Genomic DNA, 21,489 nt, shown 5'->3' on the forward strand with positions numbered 1-21,489 from the left:
CAAGGGCCGCCACCGCCACGGATCAGCTTCCCCAGACGGTCTGGGCGTAGCGCAGGAAGTTCAAGCCGAGGATCTTCTCGATACGCCCGCTGGTATAGCCCTTCCGCGCCAGCCGCTGCGCCAGCTCGTGGAACTGCTGCGGACCGCGCAGATCCACCACGAACGGATACGTATCCGGCCGCTCGCCCGCGGCGCTGATGCCCGCCTTCCGGCGCTCCTGGATCTCCTTCGCCAGCGTGGCCTGGTAGGCCTGCAGGTCATCGATCTGCGTCACCGTGCCGTCCGTGCCGATGCCCACGTGATCCTCGCCGCACACGTTCACCGCATGATCGATGTGCGCAACCACGTCGTCGGCACGCGCGTGGCCAGACGCATGGAGGAACGGCATGAAATAGATGCCGACGAAACCACCCCGCTCCGCCACCAGCCGCAGCTCGGCGTCCGTCTTGTTGCGCGGCAGGTCGGTCACTGCGCGACAGCCCGTGTGGTTGATCGAGACGGGCGCGGTGGAAACGCGCGCGGCCTCAAGGCAAGTGTGTTCACCGCTGTGCGAAAGATCGACCATCACGCGGCACGCATTGAGCCTCGCCACCACCTCGCGCCCGAACGGAGTCAGACCGCGATTTTCCGGCGCCATCGAACCATCGCCCAGCAGGTTCGCCGGGTTGTAGGTCAGCTGGAACACGCGCACGCCGAGGTTGGCGAAAACGTCCACGCGCGTCGCGTCCTTGCCCATCATGGCGCCGTTCTGGAAACCGTAGATCAGCCCGATCTTCTGCTCGTCACGGGCGCGGCGGATATCGGCGGCGGTGAACACCTTCAACACGTCGCCCGCATGCTCGCGCACCAGCGCGTCGGTGGCGGCGATGTCGCGCACACTGGCCTCGAACGGATCGCCCGGCCCGGACACGTAGCCCAGCGTCACGTTCACCGCCGTCAGGCCGGAGGCATGCGCGTCCGCCAGCACGCGTGGCGACAAGGTGGGCACCAGTGAATCCGAATCCCGGTTGGGATCGCCCAGCGCACCCAGCGCGTTGACGATGATGCCGCTGCCCGCGGCGCTGCGGCCTTGAGGCGCTGCGCCCAGCGTTTCCACGGGCAGCATGGATGCCGCAGCCGCCCAGGTCATGCCGGTAAGAAACGTGCGCCGATCAATCCTCGTCGTCATGGTCCATCTCTTCCTTCGTTACCGGTGGGTAGCCGCCCCGCGGATACACACGTCCGCGCTTGACTGTCATGCGGATGCTCTGGAGGTTGCCGATGTCTTTGGCGGGGTCGGCGGACAACACGGCGAAGTTCGCCAGCTTGCCCGCTTCGATCGAGCCCATGTCCTTCGCCTGCCCGGCGGCCTGGGCACCGACCAGCGTGGCCGAATGGATGGCCTCGATCGGCGGCATGCCCACGTCGTGCACGAGGAAGCGGATTTCGTCATAGACGGATGGCCAAACCTGATCGAGGCCTCCATCGCTGTCGGTGCCGGTGGAGATCGGCACGCCCGCCTTCCAGGCCTGGCGCACCAGCCGGGTGGTGGTCGGGCCCGTGCAGCGCAGCGGCTTGCGCTCGGGATGCGTCTTGCGCTCGGCGTCGTAGCGCACGAACAGGCTGCCGGTGGCATCCAGTATCGTGCCGTGCTTCAACATGTCCCGGTAGAGCCCGGCGATGACAGGATCGTCGCCGCTGGGAGCCAGCAACGCGTCATGGAACGGCGTGTGGTCCTCGTAGGACGCCAGCATCACCGGTTCCAGCTGGTAGGCGAGATAGCAGGCGTGACTCACCACGTCGACGCCGGCGTTGATCACGTCGGCCGGGCGCGTCGGAAACACCGCGCTGTGTGCCCACACCATGATGTGCTGGCGGTGCGCTTCGGCAGTGATCTTCGCCACCAGGTCGGGCGGCAGGTCCGCGTACACCTTGAGGGCCGTGGCGGACGTGCCGCGCGCCAGCGTCACCGCCTCGCGCAGATCGGTGTTCTCGTCGATGGACTGCATCCACGGGCTCTTGCCCGGCGTCACCCCATAACTGGCCGCCGACACGCGCGGATCGAGGAAGAACGTCGGGCCGGCCATCAGGGCGGCGTAGTAAATATCCGGCGCGGGAATCTCGCCCGCCCTCGCCTCGCGCGCCAGCTCGGCGACCGACCGCAGGTCGTCCGCCATGTCGCGCACGGCGGTGACCCCCGCGTAGAGGTTGCGACGGAGGATGGCCTGCGCCCGTTTTGCATCCGGCGGTGTCGCCAGGTGCACGTGGCTGTCGATCAGGCCGGGAATGACATAGCTGCCGTGCAGATCGACCGTATGGAAGCTGGCGTCGTGCGTACCTTCCAACGAGCCGTGCGGCCCCACCGCGACGATGCGTTCCGCCCGAACCAGGATGTCCTGATTCACTCGCGGCGCGGCGCCGGTGCCGTCGATGACGGTCGCCCCCGCATACAGCGTCGCGGCTTCGGTGGCCGATGCCCCGGGTCCGGCGCTGCCCGCGGCCCATGCGGCGGAAACGGACAGCGCAAGGAACAGCGCTGTCGCCCATCGTGTAGCAGGTCGTCGAGGCGTGTGCATGACCGGCGATGCTACACATCGGTTTTGCGCCATCACAAGCATGCCGAAGGTCCCGGCACAGCCCCTGCCCGCACGGGAGGGAAACACGGGGTCAGCGCGCGAGCGCGCCGATCAACGCCTGGGTCAGCGGCTTCATGTAGTAGCTGCCCTCGGGAATGGCCCGGACCGTCACGCCATGCCGCGCCAGGGCTTCCGCCACCAGCGGGCCCACCGCGGCAACCACAGTGTGCGACAGGGCGGCCTGCCATGCCTGCCGGTGGCCGAGCTGGTCAGCCAGCCGGAAAAGCCGCTCTACCTGCTGCAGGCTGGTGAAGGCCATCGCATCGACAGCGCCTTGCGCCATGTGCTGCATCAGCGTCGTGACCGCCGCGTCGTCTGCGGCATCCGCGTAGCGATACGGAGCGACCGGCAGAACGACCGCCCCGGCATCCGCCAGGAAATCCATCAGCGGTGTATTGGGGTCGGTACCGTACAACTGCACGCCCACCCTCCTGCCGCGCAGATCGACGTCCCGCAGATACCCGATCATCCCTGAGCTGGTGGCCGGCTCGACCACGACGTCTGGCTTCAGCCCCAGCTCGCGCAGCACGCGTCCGGGCTTGGGGCCGCGGGCGATGATGCGCGTCGCGGCAAGGCGCGCGACGAAAGCGGCCCGCCAAGCCGGCGCGTGCTGGTCGATGCAGCCGAGCAGGCGCTGCAGCCCTTCGCCGGTGAACAACAGCAAGTCATCGCAGCCCACGGCATTCACTTCGGCAATCCAGGCCAGCACCGGCGCCGGGTCGGCGGCATCGCGGATGTCCACCAGCGGGCAACGCAGCACCTTCGCGCCGCGGCGTTCAAGCAGGGCAGCGAATACATCGAGCTGGCGTGACTCGGGAACGGCGATGCAACGGCCGCTCAACGGTCCCTTCATGTCGTCCTGCTCACTCACCACCACCTGCCCTCCGAAACCGTCAAACCATGACGACGCGTCAAGCAACCTCCCGCTGGACCAGACGTCGTGGCGGGACACCTGTCGCCGCCTCATCGACCAGCTCGCCGAACCACGCATGCTCACGCGCGAACGCCGCCACCTCGCCGATGACCAGCAACGCGGGCGTTTTCACCGCGTGGCGTCTGGCCAGCGCGGGAAGCGTGGCGAGCGTGCCGGCAATCACGCGTTGCTGCGGCAGCGTGCCGTTCTCGATGATGGCGCAAGGTGTTTCAGCGTCGCGTGCATGGGCAATCAGCCGCGCGGCCAGCTCATCGAGCTTTTCCACGCCCATGTAAATCGCCAGTGTCTGTCGCGGATTGCCCAGCACCTGGTCGCCCAGCGTATCGGTCGCGTCCTTGCCATGCGCGGTAAGCAGGCAGATCGACTGTGCATGATCGCGGTGCGTGAGGGGTATGCCGGCGAAGGCCGCGCACGCCACGGCGGCCGTGATCCCCGGGACCACTTCGCAGGCGACTCCGTGCGATCTCAGGAAGGCCATTTCCTCGCCGCCCCGCCCAAACACGAAGGGATCACCACCTTTCAGGCGCACCACCCGGCGCCCCTCCCGCGCATGCGCGAGCATCAGCCGGTGGGTGTGCTCCTGCGCCACATGACGGCCACCGCAGCGCTTGCCGACGTCGATGCATTCGGCATCGCGCCTTGCCATGGCCAGCACCTCGTGACTGACCAGCTGGTCGTACAGCACGACATCGGCCTGCTGCAACAGCCGCAACGCCTGCAGGGTCAGCAAACCCGGGTGCCCCGGCCCCGCGCCGACCAGGGCCACCGATCCCTCCTTGTGCACACTGCCGTTGCACTCCAGCGCATCGAGCAAGACTTGCTCCGCCTGCGCGGGCTTCGCCTGGCGCAGCAAGGAAAACACTGGACCGTCATATAGCCAGTCGTAGAAGTCCCGCCGCGCTGCCGTGTCCCCATGGCGGCGCACGATGCGGCGGCGATGCCGTTGGGCCAATGCCAGCAGCGGGCCCAAGGCGTGGTCGAGCACGCGTTCGAGCACTTCACGGATCCGCCGCGCCAGCGCGGGGGCGGCGCCCGCGGTGGAAACCGCGACCACCAGCGGTGAACGGTCCACCACGGCGGGCACGTGGAATCGCGACAGCGCGGCGTCGTCCACGACATTGGCGAAGATGCGGCGCTCCTTCGCACACCCGGCGACCCTCGCATTGAGCGGATGATCGTCGGTGGCGGCTACGACCAGCCACATGCCCTCGAGCCACGCCGGCTCGAACTCGCCGTGAAAGGCCCGGACATGCCCCTCCCGGATCCAGGCGGCGAGGTCCGGCTCAAAGCGGGGTGCGCCTATCGTCACCTCGGCACCGGCATCACGTAGCGCCGCGGCCTTTCGCTTCGCTACGCTGCCCCCGCCCACCACCAGCACGGGCAAGCCACTGAGATCGGCAAACAGTGGATAGAGCCTCATGGAGTACCTCCGGTCTGCCGGCGATTCATGTCATGCCTCCGGCGCTACGCGGGATTCGGCGATCAGCCGCTGCAGTTCCGGCACGCACGAGCCGCAATTGCCGCCCGCACGCAACGCGGCCGTAATCCTTGCTGGAGTGTCGAGGCCATCCTTGCGGATCGCCTCGCAGAGGGTGTTCCTGCCAACGCCGAAGCACGAACACACCACCGGGCCGGCATCCACACCATCCCCTGGCGGCTCGCCGATCAGCAGGGCGGCGCGATCCGCATCGCCGATCCGCTCGTGCGCGAACAGGCTCGCCAGCCAGTGCCGCGATGGCAGATCCGGACGCGCGGAAAGAAACACGCATGCCTCGATGCGATCGTCCTGTATGTGCACGGCGCGGTACACGCCGGTGTTCCTGTCCTCGTACTCCAGCCAGTCCGCGTCCGCATCGGTCACGCCAAGCCAGGCCCTGGCCCAGGCGCCACCATCCTTCGGCCGCTCCCGGTGCGCCAGCTCATAGCGAAGAAAGCGCTCGCCGCGGATCAGCGTCCAATAACTCAACTCCGATGCCGGCAGGCGCCGCCGTCCGAACGCGAAGCCATACCAGCGCACGGGAAACGGTTCCACCCGCACGGGCGTGTGCTTGAATTCCGGCTCGCCGGACACCGGATCGACCACCGGATTCACCACGCCTCCCACGCGCGCATCCGACGCGAACTGATCGTTCCAGTGGATCGGCACGAAGATGTTACCGGCAAGCATGTCTCCTCCATGGCGAACGCGAGCCACCATGGCGCCCCAGCGCGAATGCACACGCGCGAGCTCGCCCTCGCGGACGCCGCTGTGCAAGGCGTCATGCGGATGCATGTCGATATAGGGCTCGCTCATATGGCCGGCCAACCGGGGCGATTTGCCGGTACGCGTCATGGTGTGCCAGTGGTCGCGCACGCGCCCCGTGTTGAGCACCAGTGGATACTCCCGGTCTGGTGCGTGCATGGGCGCACGCGCCGGTGTGGCGACAAAGCGCGCCCGCCCGTCGGCATGGGCAAAAAGCCCATCCGAAAACAACCGACGGCTGCCATCGCCCTTTGGATTCACCGGCCACTGCACGGGCGCGAGTTCCGCATAGTCCCGCGGCGAGAGCGTGGCAAGGCCTTCAAGATTCAACAGGCGCTGTGCCGCCGGCAGGCCATCGTCGGCCGGCGGGTGATTGCGGTAGGCCGTCAGTCGCGCGTGCTCCACGAAGATCTGGTGCGGTGTGTCGAAGCCGAACCCTTGCCCAAACCCCATGCGCCTGGCGACATCGCAGACGATGCGCCAGTCCGCCCTCGCCTCGCCCGGTGCAGGCAGGAAGGGGCGTTGCCGCGACAGGCGCCGCTCTGAACTGGTCACCACACCGTCCTTTTCGCCCCAACCCAGCGCGGGCAGCAGCACATGGGCATGACGGTTGGTATCCGTGCGTTCGACGATGTCCGAGCACACCACCAGCTCGCAGGCCTCCAGCGCGTGTCTGGCGCGATCGGCATCGGGCAGGCTCACCACCGGATTGGTGCCCATGATCCACAGGGCCTTCACCCTGCCTTCGAGGATCGCGTCGAACAGCGCCACGGCTTTCAGGCCAGGTTGCGAAGCCATGCGCGGCGAGGCCCAGAACGACTGCACGATCTCCCGGTGCGTCGCATCGTGCAGGTCCATGTGCGCGGCAAGCATGTTCGCCAGTCCACCGACTTCGCGCCCGCCCATGGCATTGGGCTGCCCGGTGATGGAGAACGGCCCTGCGCCGGGTTTGCCGATGCGCCCGGTCAACAAGTGGCAGTTGATGATGCTGTTGACCTTGTCCGTGCCACTCGACGACTGGTTGACGCCCTGCGAGAACAGCGTGACGGTTTTCTCGTGGCGGGCGAACAGGCGATAGAACGCCAACAGGTCGGCGGTCTGTACGCCACAAAGGCGGGCGACGTCGGCGGGGTCCGAGGCATCGCCCTCGGCGGCCGAAAGGGCTGGCGCCAGGCCCTGCGTATGCGCCTGGACAAACGCCGTATCCATCACGCCATGCCTGAACAGGAAGGCCAGCAGTCCATTGAACAACCACACGTCGGTGCCGGGCTTGATGGGTAGATGCAGGTCCGCCGATTCACAGGTGGCGGTGAAGCGCGGATCGATCACCACGATGCGTGCGCCGGACTCTTTCGCCGCCGCGATGCGCTGGAACACCACCGGATGGCACCATGCCGTGTTCGAACCCACCAGCACCACCAGCTCCGCCAGCTCAAGGTCTTCGTAGCATCCGGGCACCACGTCCTCGCCAAAGGCACGCTTGTGGCCCGCCACGGCGGAGGACATGCACAGGCGCGAATTGGTGTCGATGTTCGCCGTGCCGACATACCCCTTGGCCAGCTTGTTGACGACGTAGTAGTCCTCGGTGAGCAACTGCCCCGATACATAGAAAGCCACGGCGTCCGGACCGTGCTCCCCAATGACGCGACTGAATCCTTCCGCCACGCGTCCCAGCGCTTCATCCCAGCTTGTGCGCTGGAATTGACCGTGTTGACCGCGCAGCTGCGGATGAAGCAGGCGCCCTTCCAGGTCCACGGTTTCGCCCAGCGCTGCGCCCTTCACGCACAGGCGGCCATGGTTCGAACCATGCGAAGGATCGCCGGCAACGCTCACCACGCCCGCGGCATCGACTCCCGCCAGCACCCCGCAGCCCACCCCACAGTAAGGACAGGTGGTGGCGACGCGCGCGCTCATGCGGATGCCTGCGCCAGGGCGGGCTGGCAATACGCCTGGCCGAACAGCAGCCGGTCCCGCCAGGGTGCCACGTCGTCGCCATGGCGGATCAGGTCGAAGTACCAGCCGCCATCCCGCGCGTCGCCATAAAGCACCGCGCCGACGAGCCGGTTGCCGCTGAGCACGAGGCGCTTGTAGATGCCTCGACGCGGGTCGCGCAGCACCAGATCCTCGGTACCCGCGCCGCCGATGAAGTCGCCGGCCGAATACAGGTCGATGCCCGTCACCTTCAGTCGCGTGGCGGCCTGCGCCGAGCGGTACCGTCGGTGGCCAAAACGTGCCAGGTGCGCTGCGCAGACGCTCGCCTGCTCCCACACCGGCGCGACCAGCCCGAATGTCAGCTTGCGATGCTGCACGCATTCACCCACGGCATAGACGCGGGGGTCATAGGTCTGCAAGGTATCGTCCACCACGATGCCGCGTTCGCAGTAGATGCCACTGGCCTGCATCAGTGCGATGTCCGGTTGCACGCCGATGGCCACAACCACCATGTCGGCATCCACCTGGCTACCGTCAGCCAGGCATACCCGCTCTACCCTGTGCACGCCTTCGAAGCGCACCGTCTCCGCGCCCAGGCGCAACGCCAGTCCCCGGCCCTCGAGATTGCGCCCAAGCAGGCGTGCGGCATCCGCGTTGAGCTGTTGGTTGAGCAAGACCTGGCTGCGATGGATCAGGGTGACCTGCATGCCTCGCCGTGACAGCCCATGGGCGGCTTCGATGCCCAGCAGCCCACCACCGATCACCGCCGCACGGCGATACACGCCCGCGGCGGCCACCATGCGTTCCACGTCATCGATATTGCGGAAACTGACGATGCCCGGAAGCGCGGCTCCCGGTACCGGGAGCGGTGCCGGCCGCGATCCCGTGGCCACCAGCAGGCGATCGTAGGAACGCACCACGCCGCTGCGCGAGCGCACTGTCCGGCGTGCACGATCCACCGCCACGACCGGATCGCCCGTGTGCAACTCGATGCCATGCGAGGCGTACCACACTGGCGGATGGAGCACGATGTCGTCCGCCTGTTTTTCGCCACTGAGCAGCATCGACAACAGGATGCGGTTGTAATTGCCATGCGGCTCCGCGCCGAACACGCTGATGTCGTACAGATCCGGCGCCAGCTGCAGCAGTTCCTCCACCGTGCGCATGCCGGCCATGCCGTTGCCGATCACCACCAGCCGTGGACGGGGTTTGCTCATGCGGCGGCGCGCCTGACCTGCACGGTGTCGCCATGGCGCCGCACCTGCCATGCGTGCACGCTCAGTGTGGGCGTTTCCAGGCACTCGCCTGTGCGCAGGTCGAAATGCTGTTTGTGGATCGGCGAGGCCACGACCAGGTGTCCGCCGAGGTTGCCGACCAGCCCACGCGCGAGCACGGCGGCACCCGAGCAAGGGTCGATGTTGTCGATGGCATGCAGCTCGCCGCCTGCCATGCGGAACACCGCCACCTGTTCGCCATCCACCAGCGCGCACACGCCCGTGTCGGGAACGATATCGTCGATGCCGCAGACCGACGTCCAACCCGCGTTATCGTTGCCCGTCATCGTTCACTCCGTTTCCACGACGACCGGAATGCGGCCGTGTCGCGTCTGTTTTTCGGCGGCCGTCGCCGGCCGGATCTGCCCTCGCTCCGGCACGAAGGCCACGCGGTCGTCGCCCGCATCGCTGTTGACGAAATGACGGAACCGGCTGCGCACCTGCGGATCGTTGACCGCGCGCTTCCATTCGCACTCATAGGTATCGACGACCTGCTTCATCTCGGCTTCGAGTTCCTCGCCGATGCCCAGGCTGTCGTTGACGATGACATCGCGCAGGTAATCCATGCCGCCTTCGAGGTTGTCGCGCCATACGCTGGTGCGTTGCAGGCGATCGGCCGTGCGGATGTAGAACATCAGGAAGCGGTCGATATAACGAACCAGGGTGTCACCATCCAGATCACCGGCCAGCAGCTCCGCGTGGCGGGGTTTCATGCCGCCGTTGCCACAGACGTAGAGGTTCCAGCCCTTCTCCGTGGCGATGATGCCTACGTCCTTGCCCTGCGCCTCCGCGCACTCGCGCGTGCAGCCGGACACGGCGAACTTCAGCTTGTGCGGGGACCGCAGGCCCTTGTAGCGGTTCTCCAGATCGATGGCCTTGCCGACCGAATCCTGCACGCCATAGCGGCACCAGGTGGAGCCCACGCAGGACTTCACCGTGCGCAGCGACTTGCCATAGGCATGCCCGGATTCGAAGCCCGCCGCGATCAACTCTTCCCAGATCAGCGGCAACTGCTCCACGCGCGCGCCAAACATATCCACGCGCTGCCCGCCGGTGAGCTTGGTGTACAGACCGTACTTGCGCGCGATCTGGCCAATGGCGATCAGACCATCGGGCGTCACCTCGCCACCGGCCATGCGCGGCACCACGGAATACGTGCCGTCCTTCTGGATATTGGCCAGGAAGTAATCGTTGGAGTCCTGCAGCGAGGCATGCTCGCGTTGCAGCACGAACTCGTTCCAGCACGAGGCGAGGATGCTCGCCGCCACCGGCTTGCAAATATCGCAACCGAGCCCGTGGCCATGGCGCGCCAGCAGCTCGTCGAAGCGCCGGATCCGCCCTACCCGCACCAGGTGGTAAAGCTCCTGCCGGGCATAGGGAAAGTGCTCGCACAGGTGGTTGTTCACCGCGAGCCCCTGGCGCTTCATCTCCGCCTTCATGATCTGCGTGGCCAGCGGCACGCAGCCGCCGCAGGTGGTGCCGGCACGCGTCGCCTGCTTCAACGCGCCGATGGAGGTGGCGCCCGCCGCCACTGCCTCGCACAACTCCGCCTTGCTTACGTTGTTGCAGGAACAGATCTGCGCGGTCGCGGGCAACGCATCCACCGCGAGGCCGGGTTTCGCCGCGCCCTCGATGGCGGGAAGGATCAACGACTCCGGCGACTCGGGCAGTTCCAGCTCGTTGAGCATCATCTGCAGCCACGTGCCGTAATCGGTCGCATCGCCCACCAGCACGCCGCCCAGCAAACGCTTGCCGTCCTGCGATACCACCAGCTTCTTGTAGATCTGCCTGTGCCCGTCGCTGAACTGGTAGGTCCGGCTACCCGGCGTCAAACCGTGGGCATCGCCAATGCTGGCCACGTCCACGCCCATCAGCTTGAGCTTGGTGGACATGTCCGCACCTGCGAACTCGGGCAGGCTCGCCGCCCTGCTGCGCACCAGCAGCGCGTTCAGATGGTTAGCCACCACACGCGCCATCTCGTAGCCCGGCGCCACCAGGCCGAACACCTTGCCGCCCCACTGCGCGCATTCGCCGATGGCGTACACGTCGCGGTCGCGCGTACGGCAGAAGTTGTCCACCATGATGCCGCCACGCGGCCCCACGCCCAGTTCGCTCGCACGTGCCAGTTCGTCGCGCGGCCGGATGCCCGCCGAAAAGACGATGAGGTCGGTTTCCAGATGGCCACCGTCGGCGAACCGCATGCGATGGCGCTTCGCTTCGCCGTCGACGATCTCCTGCGTGTTCTTGCCGGTATGCACGATGAGGCCGAGATCCTCGATGGACTTGCGCAGCAGCTGGCCACCGGCGTCATCCACCTGCACCGCCATCAGGCGCGACGCGAATTCCACCACGTGCGTTTCCAGCCCCATGTCGCGCAGGGCCTTGGCGCATTCGAGACCGAGCAGCCCGCCCCCCACGACCACGCCGTGGGTGGCCTGCGCGCCCCAATGGGACAGTGCATGCAGGTCATCCAGCGTGCGGTATACGAGGCAGCCATCGCGGTCGTTGCCGGGTATCGCCGGCACGAACGGCACGGAGCCCGTGGCGATCACCAGCTTGTCATAGGCGATGACATCGCCATCGCTGGTGGTCACGCGCTTGATCGCCCGGTCGATACCGGTCGCACGCGTCGCCAGCCGTATGGAAATGCCGGCCTGCTCGAAGAAACCCGGCGTAACCAGCGAGAGATCCTCCGCACGCTTGCCGGCGAAGAAATCGGAGAGATGCACGCGATCGTAGGCCGGGCGAGTTTCCTCGCACAGCACGGTGATCTCCAGCCCCGGCGGCTGCATCGCCGCCAGTTCTTCCAGCAATTTGTGGCCAACCATGCCGTTGCCCACGACGACAAGCTTCATCCCCATCCCGATGACCTCCCGCCTATTCAATCGATGGCCAATGCCGGACCCCGCGCTTGTTGCAATGCTTCGCGATACAACCGCTCCTCGTCGGCAACGTGCTCGCGGCTGAAGCGCACGGCCAGCGCGCACAGCGAGCCGGCGATCACGAAGCCGCCCAGCAGCAGGAAGCTCTGCTGCACGGAGCCGGTGAGCTTCTGCAGGAACCCCGCGGCGACCGCGCCGACGTTGCCGCCCGCGCCGACGATGCCCGTCACGCCGCCGAGTGCCTTGCGGTCGATGAAGGGCACCAGCGCATAGGTCGCGCCACACGCCATGTGGGTAAACAGGCCGAAGGCGAGCATCGCCGCGACCGCCATGCCCGCGGCGTGCGCGCCGGAGAACCACAGCAACCCCACGCCTTCGCAGAACATCAGCACGCAAAGCAGGCGCGCCCGCGCGGAAAGACCATGGCGTCGCGCCAGGCGGTCGGAGGCCAGGCCACCGAGGGCGCGAGCGAACAGCGCCAGCAGGCCAAAGCACCCCACTGCCAGTCCAGCCCCGGCCAGGCTCAGGCCGAAGCGGTCCACGTAATACGCTGCCGCCACGCCATGTACGAACAACTCGATGCCGAAGCAGCCGGCATAGGTCACGAACAGCATCCACACGCGATAGTTGCCTGCGGCCCGCAGAAAGGCGGACCAGCCCCCGCGCTTGCCGCTGCCTGCCGCCACGCCATGGGCGCGCAGTTCGCGATAGTCGCCCTCGGGGCCATCCTGCGTGAGCTTCCAGTACAGCACGCCCACCACGACCATCAGCACGCCGGGCAGCATCATGGCCACGCGCCAGCCGGCGCCCCGTGCCACGCCGAGCCCCACTACGCCCGCGAGCACCAGCGGCATCAACGCCTGCGCGGCACCGCCGCCCGCATTGCCCCAACCCGCCGCCGTGGCGTTGGCCGTGCCCACCACGTTCGACGCGAACATCACCGAGGTGTGGTACTGCGTGATCACGAACCCCGCGCCCACCATGCCGATCGCCATGCGCGCGAGCAGGAACGATGCATACCCCTGCGCCAGCGCAATGCCGAACACCGGCACCGCACCCAACAGAAGCAAACCGGTATAAGTCCGGCGTGGCCCGAAACGGTCGCACAGCGGTCCCACCAGCAGTCGCCCGAAAACGGTGACGGCGACGGCCGCGATGGTGATGTTGGCCACCTGGTCCGTCCCCAGTCCGAATTCGGTGCGCACCAATGGCATCAGCGGCGCCACCGCAAACCATGCGAAGAAGCACGCGAAGAACGCCATCCAGCTCAGATGGAACGCGCGCATCTGCGGTGTGCGCCATTGGAACAGCTCGATCCGCGTCGCCTTGCCCGACATACCACCCCCGCTCGAAGATGACGAAGCGCTCCCTGCCGGCCGCATCGCGGCCCCGGCCCCTCCCCGGGGGCCTCGCATGTTGCTATGCAACACATATGCCATACCGTCAAGCCGAGGAAAATCGCGGTCTTCGCGGTAATGAGGCGGATAAATGCCCATGGTGCTGCACCAGCGGGCACCGACCAGGGCACCGCTTGCACCATTGCAGTGCAGCAATGCCGACACGGCGCCATGACAGGGCCTGCGGCCATGCGCTCAACAAGACCGGACCGAACCGCTAAAGTGAGCGCCTTTGACCGGCGCACGCAGCGCCGACGTCATGCATCAGGACACCGCACGGGAATGGCCGACAACAGCACCGAACACACCCCACTCATGCGCCAGTACCTCGGCGCCAAGGCCGAGCACCCGGACGTGCTGCTGTTCTTCCGGATGGGCGACTTCTACGAGCTGTTCTACGACGACGCGCGCAAGGCCGCGCGACTGCTGGACATCACCCTGACCCAGCGCGGCCAGTCGGCCGGCCAGCCGATCCCCATGGCGGGCGTGCCTTACCACGCCGTCGAAAACTATCTGGCGCGTCTGGTGCGCCTGGGCGAATCGGTCGCGATCTGCGAGCAGATCGGTGATCCGGCCACGTCCAAGGGCCCGGTGGAACGCAAGGTGGTGCGCATCGTCACGCCAGGCACGGTGACGGACGCCGCGCTGCTGGAAGAACGCCGCGACAACCTGCTGATGGCGATTTCCGCGGGCGCGCACGGCGCTTACGGCCTGGCCTGGGTCGATCTCGCCAGCGGCCGTTTCCTGCTCAGCGAAGTGCCGAGCGCGGAAGCGCTCGCTTCGGAACTGGCCCGCCTGCAGCCGGCCGAAACGCTGGTCGGCGAAGACGTGGCCTGGCCCAAGTTCGTCAGCACCCTGCCCGGCCTGCGCCGCCGGCCGCCGTGGCACTTCGATGGCGACGCGGCCAAGCGCGAACTCAACCGCTTCTTCGGCACCCGCGACCTCGGCGGCTTCGGCGTCGACCGCCTGCCGCTGGCCATTGCCGCGGCGGGCTGCCTGCTGGGCTACGTGGAAGAAACCCAGAAGAGCGCGCTGCCGCACATCTCCGGCATGTCGGTGGAAAGCGCCAGCGACACCATCGCGCTGGACGCCGCCACCCGTCGCAATCTTGAGTTGGATACGCATCCCAGCGGACGCACCGAACACACCCTGCTCGGCGTGCTGGATGAAACCGTCACCCCGATGGGCGCACGCCTGATGCGCCGCTGGCTCAACCGCCCGCTGCGCTCGCGCGACCTGCTGCGCGCACGCCACCAGGCCATCGGCACGCTGATCGACCATCGCCAGCACGAGCCGCTGCGCGAGCAGCTGCGCGGCATCGGCGACCTGGAACGCATCCTGGCGCGCGTGGCGCTGCGTTCGGCGCGACCGCGCGACCTGTCCACGCTGCGCGACGGCCTGGCCGCTGCGCCGTCGCTGCGCGCGCTGATTGCGTCGCTCGACAGCCCGTTGCTGCACGCGCTGGTGGAACGCATCGGCGACCACGCCGACACCGCCGCCTTGCTCGCCCGCGCCGTGGTGCCGCAACCGCCGGTGCTCCAGCGCGACGGCGGCGTCATTGCCGACGGCTACGATGCCGAACTCGACGAGCTGCGCCGCCTTTCCACCCACGCCGACCAGTACCTGGTCGAGCTGGAAGAACGCGAGAAAGCCGCCAGCGGCATCGCCACGCTCAAGGTCGGCTACAACCGCGTGCACGGCTACTACATCGAGATCAGCAAGGGCCAGGCGGACAAGGCACCCACGCACTACACGCGCCGCCAGACCACCAAGAACGCCGAGCGCTACATCACCGAAGAACTGAAGACCTTCGAAGACAAGGTGCTCTCGGCCAAGGAACGTTCGCTGATGCGCGAGCGCGCCCTGTACGAAGCGCTGCTCGACACGCTTACCGGACAGCTCGAACCGCTCAAGAGCGCCGCGATGGCGATGGCCGAGCTCGACGTGGTGGCCACACTCACCGAGCGTGCCGTCACGCTGGACTGGAGCGCGCCCGAACTCACCGACGAGCCCGGCATCGCCATCGAGCGCGGTCGCCACCCCGTGGTGGAGAAGGTGCGCGACGAGCCGTTCGAGCCGAACGACCTCACGCTGGACGACGGTCGCCGCATGCTGGTGATCACCGGTCCGAACATGGGCGGTAAATCGACCTACATGCGCCAGAACGCGCTGATCGTGCTGCTCGCGCATATCGGCAGCTACGTGCCGACCTCGCGCGCGGTGATCGGCCCGATCGATCGCGTGTTCACCCGCATTGGCGCGGGCGACGACCTGTCGCGCGGCCAGTCCACCTTCATGGTGGAAATGAGCGAGACGGCGAACATCCTGCACAACGCCACCGAACACAGCCTGGTGCTGATGGACGAAGTGGGTCGTGGCACCAGCACCTACGACGGCCTGGCGCTCGCACGCGCCGCTGCCGTGCACCTGGCGGCCGCCAGCCGTTCCTACACGCTGTTCGCCACGCACTACTTCGAGTTGACCGAACTGGCGAATGAATACACCACCATCGCCAACGTGCATCTCGACGCCGTTGAATATGGCGAGCAGCTGGTTTTCATGCACGCGGTGAAGGAAGGCCCGGCCAACCGCAGCTTTGGCCTGCAGGTGGCGGCGCTGGCAGGCTTGCCCAAGTCGGTGATTGCCGATGCGCGACGCACGCTGGCGGAACTGGAGCGAGGCATGTACCAGCACGCCTCGGCCGCCGGCACGAAAGCGCCGACCGAGGAGTCACCGCAGATGGGCCTGTTCGCCGCCGCCCCGTCCGTGGTGGAACGGGCACTGGAAGACATCGACCCCGATGCGATGACGCCGCGCGAAGCGCTGGAAGCGCTCTATCGGCTCAAGTCGCTGGCCTGACCCCTCGCCGTGCCGACACGCAAACGCCTCGTCCTCCCGGGCGAGGCGTTTGCTTAGGTGCTTGCGGCGACATTAGTGCGGGTATTCCGACTTCCTCGCGTAGCCGATGGCTTCCAGCACCGGCGTGGGCAGATGGTCCAGGTTGAGCACGACCTTGCCCGAGTGCACCGCGCGCACGGCACCCAGCGGTATCTCGAAATCGCCGCCGTTCTCGATGTAGACGACGAGCACGTCGCCGCCGGCCAGAACCCGGCGCACCGAGCCGATGCCGTCTTCGCCATCGGCCACGAAGACCATGTCGCCTTCCTGGATGCTTTCTGCCACGGCGCCGTCTCCGCTGGGTGAAGGTGGCGGCATCGTGGGCCACGCAAAGTCGCGCATGCGTGAACGCTCCAGCCCAACGTTCAGGAAAACGTCCGCTCTGCGCCATAGACGGGCGCTATGAGCGACATCGGAACCATCGAATTCACCCCAAGATGGGCGCGCGCTACAGTGCTTCCGAGCCAGCTATCGCCAGCGAGCCCACTGGGCAGGATGAAGGGCGGCGCCTCAGGGCGCCGCCCTTGGTCTTTCAGGGGAAGCCTGGCCTCAGGCCGCGAGTTCCGGAACGCCGACCGCGCCCGGCTCGGCCGACGCATTCGCCAGCATGGATGGGATGGTCTCCACCGGCACCGATACCGGCAGCGACACCACGTTGGCCGCCTCGCGCGCGGAAAGGCGCCCGAAGCCGACCAGCCGGTCGATGCTGCGGGCCACTTCCAGCTGTCCGAACGGCTTCCTGATGAAATCGTCGGCGCCGAAGCGCTGCACGTAGAACTGCTCGGTGGCCTGCTGGTTGCCGCTGATCATCACGATGGGCACGTGCTGCGTGACCGGGTCGTGGCGCAGTGCCCGCAGCACGGCAAAGCCATTCATGCCGGGCAGGACGATGTCGAGGAAGATCATGGCCGGAGGCTCCGCACGCGCCAATTCCAGCGCACTCTCGCCGTCAGCGGCACGGATCACGTTGTAACCGTCCACTTCCAGCATGCGGCCAAGCACGGCCCGGATGGTCGCGGAATCGTCCACGACCAGTACGCGCGCACCCTGCGTGGTCTTGCGCCACGTCAGGTCCGCTTGTTCAGGCGTCGTACCCGTAAGCAGCCGCTTAAGGAATCCCATGCCCGTCATTGTTGTCCTCCCACTTCAAGATCCCGGGAAAACCACGCGCCCGCGCAGCTTTCCATGGAGGACATGCTCACCCAGATCCGCTATGCGTTCTGAGATGGGTGACTCACATGAAATCCTTAAGGCGTCGCAATTCTCGACGCGCCTGCTTGTCCGGACGGCCCGGCGGAGCCATGGCGCCCACAAGCTTGCGCTGGGCCTTCGCCGCATCGCGGGCCGCGATGCTGGCCTCGCTCTCGCGATAAAGCGCCTGCGCCGCGCTGGCCGGGCCGCGCTTGTCGGACAGCGCCAGCACTTCCACCTCCAGGCGCTCCTCGCCCCGGCTGATGCGGAACACATCGCCCACGTGCACCGCCTTGGCGGGTTTGCACGAGCCGTCGTTCAGGTCGATCTTGCCGCCGTCGATGGCCTGCTTGGCGAGGCTGCGGGTCTTGAAGAACCGCGCGGCCCATAGCCACACGTCGGCGCGAATCGGAGCCGGTGAAGAAGATTCAGGAGATGCCATGGGCCCATTGTCGCGCAAGCCCGCGCTTCTTTTGTAGGAGCGCACTTGCGCGCGACCGGACCTGGCGACGCCACCCAAGGCTGCCGGGGGACCGTTCGTCGGCAAGGAATGAGGGAGTCAAGGAATGAGGTAGTCCGGCAGTCCGCGGTCGCGCACAAGTGCGCTCCTACAACAGCGGTGTGCCCTGGTGGAACTGCATCTGCCATCGGCCCTCGCGCAGCCGCCAGATGGAACTGCGCAGCGAATCCGACGAAGGACGGTGCGGTGTCGCCACGCGATGCCCGCGATACGTCACCAGCGCCACGTCGTCGGCCAGCAAGGTCAGGCGGAAATCGCTCACCTCTCGCATCGAGAAGGCTTCACCGCGCAAGGCCTCGATCACGGCCTCGCGCGTCCACACGGTGCCGGATACGCCGAACTCGAAGAAATCCTCGGCGATCAGCCGGCGCAGCGCGATGCCGTCGGCGCGCACGTCCTGTCGATGCAGTTGCGTCTCCAGGTCCAGCAGATGCGCGGCGAGATCCATCACGGCCTCCTCAGCCGCCCAGCAGCATGTTGCCGAGCGGAATGGTGATCAGGGACAACACGATGCCCGCGCCCAGCACGGTATTGGCCAGCGACGGCTCGAGTTTGTGTTCATCCGCCAGGATGGCCGCGGAAATCATCGGCGCCATGGCTGCCTGCAATACGCCGACCGTCAGCGTGAGCCCCCCCACGCCCGCCGCCATGCCAAGCCCCCAGGCCGCAAGCGGCGCCACCAGCAGTTTCCAGCCCAGGCCCGCCAGCAGTGCCGACAACTGCCGCTCCCCCAGGTGGAACTTGAACTGCAGGCCCACGGAGAACAACGCCAGCGGCGTCAGCGTGGCGCCGATCGGCGAGAACACCTCATCGAGCATGGCCGGCCAGCCACCGAGCACGCCGGCCACAGCACCGACCACGAGCGACAGGAACGCCGGAAACGTCAGAATGCGGCGCGCGATCACGGCCGGTTGCGGCGTGCGCCCGGCATACAGCGATGCCACCGCCACGCCTGCGGAAGCGAGCAAGGGGAAGCACCCCATCTGGTCGGCGACCACGGCAAGCGCCAGGCCTTCCTTGCCATGCAGGGCCTGCATCATGGGATAGCCCATGAATGAGGTATTGCCCAAGCCGCACACCAGCACCAGCGCGCCGACACGCTCCCGCGACCAGCCCAGCACCCTGCCAAGCACGGCGAACACCAGCCACGCCCCAAAGAACACCAGCCACATCGCCGCCACGGGAAACCACAGCTGCGCATCCACCGTCACCTTGGGCACCAGCGCCAGCACCAGCGCCGGCAACGCGACGTTGATCACCCACCAGTTGATGCCATGAACGATACCCGCCGGCGGCCTGGCGAAACGCGCGACCAGGGCGCCGAGCAAAAGGCAGATAAACAGCAGCAACAACGCGCTCATGGGCTTCCCGGACAACCAAACGGCCGCAGTATAGCGGCCGTTTCCGGGTTGCCATGGGGTAGCGCTTTGGCGCTTTGGCGCTTTGGCGCTTGCCACGACTACCCTACTTGCCGTCATTCCGGCGCAGGCCGGAATCCAGTAGCGATGGTGGTGGGTTTTCGCGAACGACTTTACGTTTACCCTTCGCGAAAACTGGACATCAACGCACCTGGATTCCGGCCTGCGACGCGAAGCTAGTCCCTGTGGGGCGCCAGAATGACGAGCTTGGGGTTCCGGCCTGCGCCCGCCTTACCCCACGATCAAGCGATTCAAACGCTGCACGAACGCTGCCGGGTCCGGCAGCTGCGCTCCAGCGGCGATCTCCGCCTGGTCCAGCAGCAGGTTCGCGAGGTCGGCAGCCTTGACCGCATCACCCTCACTCTCCACGCGCTTGAGCAGCGGATGCTGCGGGTTCACTTCCAGCGTTGGCTTGGCCAGCGGCACGTCGTGGCCGGCCTCACGCAGCAGGCGTGCCAGGTGCGGCGCCATTTCGTAGTCGGACAACGCCAGGCACGACGGCGAGTCGGTGAGTCGCGCCGACACGCGCACGTCGCCCACGCGGTCGCCCAGCAGTTCCTTCAACTTGTGCACCAACGGCTCGGCGGCCTTGCTGGCTTCTTCCTGCTGCTTCTTGTCCGCCTCGTCCAGCGGCAGATCACCCTTGGCCACGTTGCGGAGCTTCTTGCCTTCGTACTCGTGCAGGCTGTTGAGCATCCATTCGTCGACGCGGTCGAACATCAGCAGTACTTCGATGCCCTTGGCCTTGAACGCTTCGAGCTGCGGGCTACCCAAGGCAGCGGCGTAGCTGTCGGCGGTGATGTACCAGATGGTGTCCTGGCCCATGGCCATGCGGCTGATGTAGTCATCCAGCGACACGGTCTGCGCGGCGCCATCGCCCTTGGTGGATGCGAAGCGCAGCAGCTTGGCAATGCGCTCGCGGTTGGCGGGATCCTCGCCGATGCCTTCCTTCAGCGTGTTGCCGAAGGCCTTGTAGAAGGTGGCGTACTTCTCCGGCTCGTCGCGCGAGAGCTTCTCCAGCAGGTCGAGCACCCGCTTCACGCAGGCGGCGCGGATGCGCTCCAGCTGGCGGTTGTGCTGGAGGATTTCGCGGCTCACGTTGAGCGGCAGGTCGTCCGCATCCACCACGCCGCGCACGAAGCGCAGGTAGTTGGGCAGAAGTTCCTCGGCCGCATCCATGATGAAGACGCGCTTGATGTAAAGCTTCAGCCCCTTGCGCTCGTCGCGCCCGCCCATCATCAGGTCGAACGGCGGCTGCTCGGGGATGTACAGCAGCGTGGTGAAGCTCTGGCTGCCTTCGACGCGGTTGTGCGTCCACGCCAGCGCGTCATTGAAATCGTGGCCGAGCGACTTGTAGAAGCTCTGGTAGTCCTCGTCGGAGATCTCGCTGCGCGGCTTGGCCCACAGCGCGGACGCATCGTTGACGGTTTCCCACTCGTTGCCCGGCTTGCCGTCCTCTTCCTTCGGCATGCGGATCGGGAACGCCACGTGGTCGGAATACTTGCGGATCAGCGAACGCAGCTCCCAGCCCTTGAGGAACTCGTCCTCATCGGCCTTCAGATGCAGGATCACCGCCGTGCCGCGTTCGGGCAGGTCGGCCTGCGCCAGGGTGTATTCGCCTTTGCCATCACTCTCCCACCGCACGCCTTCGCTGGCCGGCAGGTCGGCGCGGCGGCTGAGCACGGTGACGCGGTCGGCCACCACGAAGGCCGAGTAGAAACCCACGCCGAACTGGCCGATCAGGCGTGCATCGGTCTTCTGCTGGGAGCTCATGGCCTCCAGGAAACGGCGCGTGCCGGAGCTGGCGATGGTGCCGATGTTGGCCACCACTTCGTCGCGGCTCATGCCGATGCCGTTGTCGCGCACGGTGACGGTGCGCGCCTGCGGGTCCCAGCTCACGTCGATCTGTAGCTCACCCTCGCCGGCAAGCAGCGCGGGATGGGCAATGGATTCGAAGCGCAGCTTGTCGCAGGCGTCGGAGGCGTTGGAGATCAGCTCGCGCAGGAAGATTTCCTTGTGCGAGTACAGCGAATGCGTGACCAGGTGGAGGACCTGGGCGACTTCGGCTTCGAATTTGCGGGTTTCGGGCGCGGCGTTCGTCATACGGAAGGCTCGTTCGGTGAGTCGTCGGAAATCGGGCAAACGTGAAAGATACACAAACAGAGGGGCCGACGAGTCGGCCCCTC

The 21,489-nt window shown here is 66.8% G+C and carries 16 protein-coding genes; 1 reads left to right on the forward strand and 15 read right to left on the reverse strand.

Annotated features, from left to right (window positions below; genetic code table 11):
- Positions 1-22: 22 nt before the first annotated feature.
- The 9 genes from HY57_RS17375 to HY57_RS17415 form a co-directional block, all read right to left on the reverse strand.
- The gene (locus HY57_RS17375; protein WP_026033999.1) at positions 23-1,168 is read right to left on the reverse strand and encodes a dipeptidase; all 1,146 of its coding nucleotides are present in this window, start codon (positions 1,166-1,168) and stop codon (positions 23-25) included.
- Positions 1,152-2,555: an amidohydrolase family protein gene (locus tag HY57_RS17380; RefSeq protein ID WP_026033998.1), complete on the reverse strand. Its 1,404-nt coding sequence runs from the start codon at positions 2,553-2,555 to the stop codon at positions 1,152-1,154. The genes HY57_RS17375 and HY57_RS17380 overlap by 17 nt, the downstream gene beginning before the upstream one ends.
- Before the next feature lie 91 nt (positions 2,556-2,646).
- Entirely contained in the window at positions 2,647-3,468 is an 822-nt protein-coding gene (locus tag HY57_RS17385) for a uroporphyrinogen-III synthase (RefSeq protein WP_038581319.1), read from the reverse strand.
- Positions 3,469-3,526: 58 nt separating this feature from the next.
- Complete coding sequence (cysG, locus tag HY57_RS17390) at positions 3,527-4,969, reverse strand: siroheme synthase CysG (RefSeq protein ID WP_019465690.1); 1,443 nt, start codon at positions 4,967-4,969, stop codon at positions 3,527-3,529.
- A 30-nt stretch (positions 4,970-4,999) separates the two neighbouring features.
- Entirely contained in the window at positions 5,000-7,705 is a 2,706-nt protein-coding gene (locus tag HY57_RS17395; protein ID WP_019465689.1) for a nitrate reductase, read from the reverse strand.
- Positions 7,702-8,940 carry an NAD(P)/FAD-dependent oxidoreductase gene (locus HY57_RS17400; RefSeq protein WP_019465688.1) on the reverse strand — a complete coding sequence of 413 codons (1,239 nt, stop codon included), beginning with the start codon at positions 8,938-8,940 and terminating at the stop codon, positions 7,702-7,704. Before HY57_RS17400 ends, HY57_RS17395 begins: the two co-directional genes overlap by 4 nt.
- Entirely contained in the window at positions 8,937-9,284 is a 348-nt protein-coding gene (nirD, locus tag HY57_RS17405; RefSeq protein ID WP_019465687.1) for a nitrite reductase small subunit NirD, read from the reverse strand. The genes HY57_RS17400 and nirD overlap by 4 nt, the downstream gene beginning before the upstream one ends.
- A 3-nt stretch (positions 9,285-9,287) precedes the next feature.
- Positions 9,288-11,852, reverse strand: coding sequence for a nitrite reductase large subunit NirB (gene nirB / locus HY57_RS17410; protein ID WP_019465686.1), 2,565 nt, complete (start codon positions 11,850-11,852; stop codon positions 9,288-9,290).
- Between the two features lie 26 nt (positions 11,853-11,878).
- Positions 11,879-13,216: an MFS transporter gene (locus HY57_RS17415; RefSeq protein ID WP_019465685.1), complete on the reverse strand. Its 1,338-nt coding sequence runs from the start codon at positions 13,214-13,216 to the stop codon at positions 11,879-11,881.
- Positions 13,217-13,558: 342 nt separating this feature from the next.
- On the opposite strand from HY57_RS17415, the gene mutS reads away from it, so the two are divergent.
- The gene (gene mutS, locus HY57_RS17420; RefSeq protein WP_019465684.1) at positions 13,559-16,135 is read left to right on the forward strand and encodes a DNA mismatch repair protein MutS; all 2,577 of its coding nucleotides are present in this window, start codon (positions 13,559-13,561) and stop codon (positions 16,133-16,135) included.
- 72 nt (positions 16,136-16,207) lie between these two features.
- Here mutS and HY57_RS17425 read toward each other — a convergent pair whose 3' ends face one another.
- The 6 genes from HY57_RS17425 to htpG all read right to left on the reverse strand — a co-directional run bounded on the left by HY57_RS17425 (position 16,208) and on the right by htpG (position 21,406).
- Complete coding sequence (locus HY57_RS17425; RefSeq protein ID WP_100218227.1) at positions 16,208-16,459, reverse strand: hypothetical protein; 252 nt, start codon at positions 16,457-16,459, stop codon at positions 16,208-16,210.
- Positions 16,460-16,723: 264 nt separating this feature from the next.
- Entirely contained in the window at positions 16,724-17,305 is a 582-nt protein-coding gene (locus HY57_RS17430) for a response regulator (protein WP_019465682.1), read from the reverse strand.
- Positions 17,306-17,408: 103 nt separating this feature from the next.
- Positions 17,409-17,807 carry an RNA-binding S4 domain-containing protein gene (locus HY57_RS17435; protein WP_026033995.1) on the reverse strand — a complete coding sequence of 133 codons (399 nt, stop codon included), beginning with the start codon at positions 17,805-17,807 and terminating at the stop codon, positions 17,409-17,411.
- A 166-nt stretch (positions 17,808-17,973) separates the two neighbouring features.
- Positions 17,974-18,333, reverse strand: a complete 360-nt coding sequence (locus tag HY57_RS17440) for a DUF4440 domain-containing protein (RefSeq protein WP_019465680.1) — start codon at positions 18,331-18,333, stop codon at positions 17,974-17,976.
- Positions 18,334-18,343: 10 nt separating this feature from the next.
- A complete protein-coding gene (locus tag HY57_RS17445) occupies positions 18,344-19,246 on the reverse strand; it encodes an AEC family transporter (RefSeq protein WP_019465679.1) in 903 nt (300 codons plus the stop codon).
- Positions 19,247-19,534: 288 nt separating this feature from the next.
- Positions 19,535-21,406, reverse strand: coding sequence for a molecular chaperone HtpG (htpG, locus tag HY57_RS17450; RefSeq protein ID WP_019465678.1), 1,872 nt, complete (start codon positions 21,404-21,406; stop codon positions 19,535-19,537).
- Positions 21,407-21,489 lie beyond the last annotated feature (83 nt).

The organism is Dyella japonica A8, from assembly GCF_000725385.1.
GTDB classification, from domain to species: domain Bacteria; phylum Pseudomonadota; class Gammaproteobacteria; order Xanthomonadales; family Rhodanobacteraceae; genus Dyella; species Dyella japonica_C.

What these genes read in the sequence shown, in the direction of transcription:
- HY57_RS17375 (WP_026033999.1), bottom strand. Translation starts at nt 1,168, where the DNA reads ATGACGACGAGGATTGATCGGCGCACGTTTCTTACCGGCATGACCTGG.
- HY57_RS17380 (WP_026033998.1), bottom strand. Translation starts at nt 2,555, where the DNA reads ATGCACACGCCTCGACGACCTGCTACACGATGGGCGACAGCGCTGTTC.
- HY57_RS17385 (WP_038581319.1), bottom strand. Translation starts at nt 3,468, where the DNA reads ATGAAGGGACCGTTGAGCGGCCGTTGCATCGCCGTTCCCGAGTCACGC.
- cysG (WP_019465690.1), bottom strand. Translation starts at nt 4,969, where the DNA reads ATGAGGCTCTATCCACTGTTTGCCGATCTCAGTGGCTTGCCCGTGCTG.
- HY57_RS17395 (WP_019465689.1), bottom strand. Translation starts at nt 7,705, where the DNA reads ATGAGCGCGCGCGTCGCCACCACCTGTCCTTACTGTGGGGTGGGCTGC.
- HY57_RS17400 (WP_019465688.1), bottom strand. Translation starts at nt 8,940, where the DNA reads ATGAGCAAACCCCGTCCACGGCTGGTGGTGATCGGCAACGGCATGGCC.
- nirD (WP_019465687.1), bottom strand. Translation starts at nt 9,284, where the DNA reads ATGACGGGCAACGATAACGCGGGTTGGACGTCGGTCTGCGGCATCGAC.
- nirB (WP_019465686.1), bottom strand. Translation starts at nt 11,852, where the DNA reads ATGAAGCTTGTCGTCGTGGGCAACGGCATGGTTGGCCACAAATTGCTG.
- HY57_RS17415 (WP_019465685.1), bottom strand. Translation starts at nt 13,216, where the DNA reads ATGTCGGGCAAGGCGACGCGGATCGAGCTGTTCCAATGGCGCACACCG.
- mutS (WP_019465684.1), top strand. Translation starts at nt 13,559, where the DNA reads ATGGCCGACAACAGCACCGAACACACCCCACTCATGCGCCAGTACCTC.
- HY57_RS17430 (WP_019465682.1), bottom strand. Translation starts at nt 17,305, where the DNA reads ATGACGGGCATGGGATTCCTTAAGCGGCTGCTTACGGGTACGACGCCT.
- HY57_RS17435 (WP_026033995.1), bottom strand. Translation starts at nt 17,807, where the DNA reads ATGGCATCTCCTGAATCTTCTTCACCGGCTCCGATTCGCGCCGACGTG.
- HY57_RS17440 (WP_019465680.1), bottom strand. Translation starts at nt 18,333, where the DNA reads ATGGATCTCGCCGCGCATCTGCTGGACCTGGAGACGCAACTGCATCGA.
- HY57_RS17445 (WP_019465679.1), bottom strand. Translation starts at nt 19,246, where the DNA reads ATGAGCGCGTTGTTGCTGCTGTTTATCTGCCTTTTGCTCGGCGCCCTG.
- htpG (WP_019465678.1), bottom strand. Translation starts at nt 21,406, where the DNA reads ATGACGAACGCCGCGCCCGAAACCCGCAAATTCGAAGCCGAAGTCGCC.